This window comes from Streptomyces sp. S6, assembly GCF_054880855.1.
Genome location: NZ_JBTYMC010000023.1, coordinates 35,225 through 41,509, shown reverse-complemented (window position 1 = coordinate 41,509; position 6,285 = coordinate 35,225). Strand labels below are relative to the sequence as shown.

The 6,285-nt window shown below is 68.7% G+C and carries 10 protein-coding genes; 8 read left to right on the top strand and 2 right to left on the bottom strand.

Going from position 1 to position 6,285, the window contains the following annotated elements; translation table 11 throughout:
- Positions 1 to 794, top strand: a 794-nt coding sequence (locus tag ACVNF4_RS05665; RefSeq protein WP_461801546.1) for a S8 family serine peptidase, incomplete at its 5' end; no start/stop codon positions are given.
- 26 nt (positions 795 to 820) lie between these two features.
- Here the strand turns inward: ACVNF4_RS05665 and ACVNF4_RS05660 are convergent.
- Together ACVNF4_RS05660 and ACVNF4_RS05655 are read right to left on the bottom strand one after the other, a co-directional pair.
- Positions 821 to 1,030: a DUF397 domain-containing protein gene (locus tag ACVNF4_RS05660; RefSeq protein ID WP_461801545.1), complete on the bottom strand. Its 210-nt coding sequence runs from the start codon at positions 1,028 to 1,030 to the stop codon at positions 821 to 823.
- Entirely contained in the window at positions 1,023 to 1,820 is a 798-nt protein-coding gene (locus tag ACVNF4_RS05655) for a helix-turn-helix domain-containing protein (RefSeq protein ID WP_461801544.1), read from the bottom strand. The genes ACVNF4_RS05660 and ACVNF4_RS05655 overlap by 8 nt, the downstream gene beginning before the upstream one ends.
- Before the next feature lie 113 nt (positions 1,821 to 1,933).
- Between ACVNF4_RS05655 and ACVNF4_RS05650 the strand changes: the two genes are divergently transcribed.
- The 7 genes from ACVNF4_RS05650 (at position 1,934) to ACVNF4_RS05620 (ending at position 6,274) form a co-directional block, all read left to right on the top strand.
- Positions 1,934 to 2,161: a hypothetical protein gene (locus tag ACVNF4_RS05650; protein ID WP_461801543.1), complete on the top strand. Its 228-nt coding sequence runs from the start codon at positions 1,934 to 1,936 to the stop codon at positions 2,159 to 2,161.
- Complete coding sequence (locus ACVNF4_RS05645) at positions 2,145 to 2,312, top strand: hypothetical protein (protein WP_461801542.1); 168 nt, start codon at positions 2,145 to 2,147, stop codon at positions 2,310 to 2,312. The genes ACVNF4_RS05650 and ACVNF4_RS05645 overlap by 17 nt, the downstream gene beginning before the upstream one ends.
- A complete protein-coding gene (locus ACVNF4_RS05640; RefSeq protein ID WP_461801541.1) occupies positions 2,309 to 2,758 on the top strand; it encodes a hypothetical protein in 450 nt (149 codons plus the stop codon). The genes ACVNF4_RS05645 and ACVNF4_RS05640 overlap by 4 nt, the downstream gene beginning before the upstream one ends.
- A gap of 7 nt (positions 2,759 to 2,765) precedes the next feature.
- The gene (locus ACVNF4_RS05635) at positions 2,766 to 3,155 is read left to right on the top strand and encodes a hypothetical protein (RefSeq protein ID WP_461801540.1); all 390 of its coding nucleotides are present in this window, start codon (positions 2,766 to 2,768) and stop codon (positions 3,153 to 3,155) included.
- A 184-nt stretch (positions 3,156 to 3,339) separates the two neighbouring features.
- Positions 3,340 to 3,678: a hypothetical protein gene (locus ACVNF4_RS05630; RefSeq protein WP_461801539.1), complete on the top strand. Its 339-nt coding sequence runs from the start codon at positions 3,340 to 3,342 to the stop codon at positions 3,676 to 3,678.
- A gap of 546 nt (positions 3,679 to 4,224) precedes the next feature.
- Positions 4,225 to 5,535, top strand: coding sequence for a type VII secretion-associated serine protease mycosin (mycP, locus tag ACVNF4_RS05625; protein ID WP_461801538.1), 1,311 nt, complete (start codon positions 4,225 to 4,227; stop codon positions 5,533 to 5,535).
- A gap of 220 nt (positions 5,536 to 5,755) precedes the next feature.
- Positions 5,756 to 6,274: a hypothetical protein gene (locus ACVNF4_RS05620; RefSeq protein WP_461801537.1), complete on the top strand. Its 519-nt coding sequence runs from the start codon at positions 5,756 to 5,758 to the stop codon at positions 6,272 to 6,274.
- The last annotated feature ends 11 nt before the right edge of the window (positions 6,275 to 6,285 follow it).

Sequence of the window (6,285 nt, the reverse complement as noted above, 5' to 3'; positions counted from 1 at the left end):
AGTCATCGCAGGTGACCACGGCGCAGGTGACAGAAGCAGTCTCGTACGCCCTCAGGAAAGGCTCGTTGATCTTCGCGAGTGTCGGCAACGACGCGAAGGTGGGCAACCTGCCGATGTACCCGGCGGCCACCCCGGGCGTCGTCGGCGTCGCGGCAGTCGGCAAGAACCTCCACCGGACCGACTTCTCCCAGTACGGCCCCCAGGTCGACATGGCCGCCCCCGGCAAAGACATGGTCCACGCCTGCGGCGGCAAAACCGGCCTGTGCACCACCAGCGGCACCAGCGACGCCACCGCCCTAGCCTCCGCCAGCGCCGCCCTCATCTGGTCCGCCCACCCGACCTGGACCAACAATCAGATCCTCCGCGTCATGCTGAACACGATCGGCGGCCCCACCGACGGAGCAAAGCGCAACGACGCCATCGGCTACGGCATCGTCCGCCCCCGCATCGCGCTCAAAACCCCCGGGGATCCGGGTCCGGCCGACGTCTACCCCCTCCCCGACCTGGCCGAAGCCGAGAAGGCGGCGTCCCCCACACCTTCGGCGAAACAGAGCGAACCCGCGAAAGCGGCTGCCGCCTCGAAGGGGGACGACGGAGCCCCCTGGCTCGGCATCGGCCTCGGCGCGGGCGCCCTGGTGTTGGCCGGCGTGGCCACAGCCACCGTCGTCCGAAAACGCCGTAGGACCACCGCCACCGCACCCACCCCGCAACAGGGCTTCGGCCCACCCCCCGTCATGCCCGGCAGCATCCCCCCGCCGCCAGGCCCGAACTCCGGTAACTCCGGCGCGTCTTGAGAGGTTGCCTGAGCGTCGTCGGGGGCTCAGGGCTTGCGGAAGCTTTCGACGAACGTTGCCCAACTGGTCGTGGGGAAGAGTAGGGCGGGGCCGTGGGGGATCTTGCTGTCGCGGACGGGGACGCCGGGGGCGTAGCCGTCCAGGACCTCGACGCACTCGCCGCCCTGCGACCCGCTGTAGGAGGACTTGCGCCAACCGCTCAGGGTGGACGCGTCCTTGATGCGGTGTTCAGCCATGTTGTCTGTAATCCTTCTCTGCCGCCCTCAGGAAGGCTACAGACTCCCGGAGGGGTTGGGCCTCGCTCAAAGCAAGATCGTAGGCTCCCTGGATCTCCTCGACCATGGCGGGGGAGTCATGCAGCTTGCCCGTACGCATGCCTTCGGAGTACGCAACGGGTGGCTGATCCGCGAACCACATCAGCGTCACCAGTCCGTCCACCAACGGGTGCGGAGTCGCGCTGAACGGCAGCACGTTGACCCTGATCCGCCCGGACTCGGCAAGCGCCACAATGTGAGCCAGTTGGTCCGCCATGACCAGGGGGCCTCCGATGGGACGCCTGATGACCGCCTCATCCAGCAGCGCCCATAGTTCCGGGGTCAGCGGGTTCTCCAGGATCCGGGCCCGCTCAAGCCGTGTTACGACGGCCTGGTGACGCTCCGCCTCGCTGGTTCGGGGGTACCCGGCGTTGATGACCGTCGTGGCGTACTCCTCGGTCTGTAGAAGTCCCGGGACGTACGCCAGTCCGAATACACGAAGGTTCGTCGCCTGTTGCTCCAACTCACGCGCCCGCTCGAACCAGTTGGGCACATCGCCCTTCTGCCCTCCCGGCCGGAACGTCTCCAGTACATTCCCCGTCCCCAGCGCCATATCGAGTCGCTTCGCGTCCTCCTCGTTCGGAAAGCGCGTCCCCACCTCGATCGCCGCAATGAGCGAACGGGACATGATCGCCGCATTCGCCAACTGCTGCTGCGTCCACCCCTTCGCCGTCCGCGCTCCCTTCAACCACTCGCCGTAAGTCGTGGCCATCGCCTAACTCCGTTCTGTTTCCCGGGCGTTGTATCAGGATGTCAGTACCGAGCCCCTCGGAATGGGTCGTTTCCTGAATAGGTAAAACCAGCGCCCCCAGGAGGTAGACAACGATGGGCAACCGAACACGCCGAGCCGTTCCGCTCACCCCGGTCGCGTACTCCACCTACGCACCCCCCGGACACTCCTGCGCCGACTGCAAGTCCCTGATCAGCCCCGACGTCCCCGTCATCCGTCTCGCCGACGACCACATCGCGAACGGTCAGGCCAGCCCCGACTACCGGCACCTCACCTGCTTCTACCCGAAGCCGCGAAGGGGGACCCGTGGTGGTCACCGCTGAACACATCGGGCAGGAAGTCACCAACGGCGAACGCACCGGAATTCTCCAGACCCTGTGGCTCGGCCAGGCCTGGGTGCGTCCGAAACTCGGCGGCGTGGAGTGGAACGCTTCCCCGTCCGAGCTGTTCGTCCTGGAAGAGGAAGCGCGGTGAATCCGGAACGTGCCGCCGCGAGGCAACGTGTGCTGGAGGAACGTGAGTTGGTGATCCGGCGTTATCGGCTGGGGGCGCCGTTGAGTGGGCTTGCGGAGGAGTACGGGGTGACCGCCGGCTGGTTGGGGCGGCGGTTCGACGAGTGGGGCGAGCAGCGGCGGAACCTCGTCGACGCGTTGCTGTACCGGCGGGCCGGTGCGCGGGTGTTCAGGGGGCGGGCCCAGCGGCGCAGCAGTGCCGAAGTGCGGGCGGCGCGTGCCGGGTTCGTCAGGGCGCGGGAGTTGGTGGTCCGGCGGTATCAACAGGGCGTGTCCGCCGCCGCGTTGGCCCGGGAGTTCCGGGTGAGTGCGACGTTCGTGGCGGAGCGGCTCGTGGAGTGGGGGGTGATCCGGCGAGAGGGGGACGAGCCGGTGTCGTCCGTCCAGCACGTCTCAACCGATCTGTGAGGGCGTCATGTTGCAGTGCACCGGGGTCAGGCTGCTGCCCGTGCCGGAAGTGCTGGCCTTGTTGGAGTCGGCGCCCGAAGGGGCGTACGAGGACTGCGAGTTCGCGGAGGGGTACGTCTGCTGCGAGCTGGCGGAAGGGCATCCGGGGGAGCACGCCGACTTCCTGTGGGACGGGGAGGCGGCGGACGACGGGCAGTGGATCCTGTGGGGTGAGGACGGGTTCCGGTTCGCCGTCCTGCGCTGGTGCGAGGCATCACACACCAACGGGGACGCCTGCGGGCTGTTCGGCGCGCATCCCCTCGTCCACGCGTGGGACATCTCCGACCCGACCGTCGAGACACTGCTCCAGGACCTGGCGGCGAACCCGGAGAGCTGGGGGTTACCGGGGGACCTGTAGCAGCGCACCGCCCCGCGTTCGTCACCTGCCTGTTTCCGTGTTTCCCAAAACGTCGTCAGGCAGCGGGTGTTGGTGCTAGCGTGCGCTGCACAACATCAAAAAAGGTGGCCCCGCCAGGACTCGGAGTGTTGGTCGCACTCCGCTGACGGGGCCGTGACGACAACTCCCTGAAAGGTCTGTCGCCGTGCGCCACTCTATCGCGCATGCCATTTCGGCGTGCCTGCGTACCCTCTTCTCCCTCCTCTTCCCCGCCACGGGCAAACGCCGCAAGCAGCCCGCCTCCCCGGCAGTGGCCCCCACGCCCCAGCCGTACGTGAGTCCCTGGTCCCGACCGTGGACCGGACCCACGAAGGAAGAGGCGGCGGAGTTTTTCCGCCGACAGGCCGCAGCGGACGCTGAGCGCGAAGCCCGGCTCCAGTACGAACGCCGCCAGGCAGCGGCGTATGCGAGCGTCGGCGTGGACTATCCGTACACGTATGACGGCGCCCCTTTCGGCGCGGAGGCCTTCAGGGCGAGCGCGTAGAGCTTGCGTCCTGACAGGGGTGGACCCCGACGGCGTGGAGTGCTGCTCTCTCCCGTCGGCCGCCACGCGGATCGTCACGGAGACCGGTGGGGCAGCGGCATCGTCGGCGGTCGGCCCGTCCTTCCTGCCGAGGGACGGCCGACCGGGGCGATCTCGCGCGGCACGGTCGAGGGGAAGGCGCAGCCGTACGTGGCCCGATGGGGTCCATGTATGGCGAACCCGATCGGACGGACGCCGGGCGCCCCGGGCACGGCGTCCGGTGTCCGCCCGGTTTCCCCGTCCGGGTCCGGCGGCGTCGTCCTGCCCCCAACACCGGTGTCGTAGGCAGCAGTTCTGTCCAGCGGCCGAGGAGTGCGGGAGCACAGGCATCCGACAGGGGTCGCGGTCTCCGGCCCGTCCCCGTCGGCGGCGCCCCGCAGCGCGAGGAACGGTAGCGGTCGGCCGTACGGTGTGACGGAGGACGAGGAGACCTGGCGGCGGAACCGGCGGCCCACCGTGCCGCCGGTCGTCGACTGACACGTCCGGGGAACAGGGAGAGCGAAGTCCATGAGTGCCAGCAGTACGCGACACGGGGTCCGTCGTATCGTCGAGGCGACCATCCTCAGCCTGCTGCTTGCGAGCGCTGCCGCAGCACCGGCGGTCAGCGCGGAGACGATCCGCCAGGAGCAGTGGTACCTGGACCGGATGCAGGCCGAGAGCATGTGGAAGACCAGCACCGGCAAGGAAGTCACCGTCGCGGTCATCGACTCCGGTGTCGACGGGACCAACCCCGACCTCGCCGGACGCGTCCTGACGGGCAAGGACTACGCCACCGGCCAGCCCGGCGACGAGCACAAGGACTACGACACCTTCGGCCACGGCACCGGCATGGCCGCCTTGATCGCGGCAACCGGTGCTGACCTGGGGGGCAGGGGCTCTTTCGGTCTCGCTCCCGGCGCCAAGATCCTGCCGATCCGGATGCCCAAGGGTGGCGTGTCGGCCAACTTGGCTCAGGGCGAGGAAAACTTCAACAAGGCGCTGGCGCCCGCGATCCGTTACGCCGCGGACCACGGCGCGAAGGTCATCAACATCTCCATGGGAGCGTCACAGACGACACCGCAGGTGACGGAGTCGGTGAAATACGCCCTCGGCAAGGGGGCGTTGATCTTCGCGGCCGTCGGGAACAGCGGAGACAAGGCCAACTTGCCCGAATACCCGGCCGCCACCCCCGGCGTCGTCGGCGTCGCGGCGGTCGGCAAGGACCTCCACCGGACCGCCATGTCCCAGTACGGCCCCCAGGTCGACATGGCCGCCCCCGGTGAGGACATGGTCCACGCCTGCGGCGCCAAAACCGGCCTCTGCACCACCAGCGGCACCAGCGACGCCACCGCCCTAGCCTCCGCCAGCGCCGCCCTCATCTGGTCCGCCCACCCCACCTGGACCAACAACCAGGTCCTCCGCGTCATGCTGAACACCATCGGCGGCCCCACCGACGGCGCAAAGCGCAACGACGCCATCGGCTACGGCATCGTCCGCCCCCGCATCGCCCTCAAAACCCCCGGCGACCCCGGCCCCGCAGACGTCTATCCCCTCCCCGACCTGGCCGAAGCCGAAGCCCAGCAGTCCGCCACCCCGACCCCTTCAGCAAAAGAGAGCGAACCCGCGAAAACGGCCACCGCCGCCAAGGACGACGACAACGGCACCCCCTGGCTCGGCATCGGCCTCGGCGCGGGCGCCCTGGTGTTGGCCGGCGTGGCCGCAGCAGTCGTCGTACGGAAGCGTCGTAGCGCGGCCGTGCCCACTCCGCAGCAGGGTTTCGGCCCGCCCCCCGTCATGCCCGGCAACGTCCCCCCGAGCCAAGGCCCCGGCCCTTCCTGAATATGCGCCAGGACTCGACGGTTGCCCTCTCGCGAACCCCGCACCGGTAGAGACGGGCCCCTCCCCGAACACTTCACATCCGCAAGCGGATCCGTTCCAAGCGCCCAGCCCCGATTCTCTTACCAAGTTGCTAACTTGTGCCGGAGCCCGGCCACGCGAGTGGTGCCGTACGGAGGACAGTCGCGGCGGCGAGCCGCACACGGGGAAAGGTGGCAGGCCCATGGCCTGGGACGAGTGGGAACAGCTCAAGACGAACGCGCTACAGCGCGAACAGAGTTCCGGGATGCGGCTGAACGGGGTGGACGACGGCACGGGCCGAGGCTCCGGCGGCCCGGCCCTGCCGGACTCGTACGGCGTCCTGAAGGTCTCGCAGAAGGACCTCGCGGCGATCGGCAAGACGGCGCACACCCTGTTCGACGACCTCTGGAACAAAGCCCGCGTCTCGGTGCCGTCCAGCGACTCCGCGGCGACCGACCTCACCCAGCAGGGCTTCGCACTCGGCGGCGCACTCCAGCACGTGTCCAACCGCTGGGACGCCCAGCTCAAATCCCTGATGGACGCGTGCTCGCACATCTCGAACCACATGCACGTGACGAAGAAGCTGCACGCGGGGGACGACGACTACATCGCGCGGATGGTCAGCAGCATCAGCGTCCTGGACGCGGGCTTCGACGAACGGGTCGGCAAGCCCGGCGCCCCCAACCCCGTCTACGGCGAGCCGAAGAAGAAAAAGGAGTGAGGAACGGCGAA

Coding starts and splice junctions, on each gene's coding strand:
- ACVNF4_RS05635 (WP_461801540.1), top strand. CDS start 2,766: ATGTTGCAGTGCACCGGGGTCAGGCTGCTGCCCGTGCCGGAAGTGCTG.
- ACVNF4_RS05660 (WP_461801545.1), bottom strand. CDS start 1,030: ATGGCTGAACACCGCATCAAGGACGCGTCCACCCTGAGCGGTTGGCGC.
- ACVNF4_RS05655 (WP_461801544.1), bottom strand. CDS start 1,820: ATGGCCACGACTTACGGCGAGTGGTTGAAGGGAGCGCGGACGGCGAAG.
- mycP (WP_461801538.1), top strand. CDS start 4,225: ATGAGTGCCAGCAGTACGCGACACGGGGTCCGTCGTATCGTCGAGGCG.
- ACVNF4_RS05650 (WP_461801543.1), top strand. CDS start 1,934: ATGGGCAACCGAACACGCCGAGCCGTTCCGCTCACCCCGGTCGCGTAC.
- ACVNF4_RS05620 (WP_461801537.1), top strand. CDS start 5,756: ATGGCCTGGGACGAGTGGGAACAGCTCAAGACGAACGCGCTACAGCGC.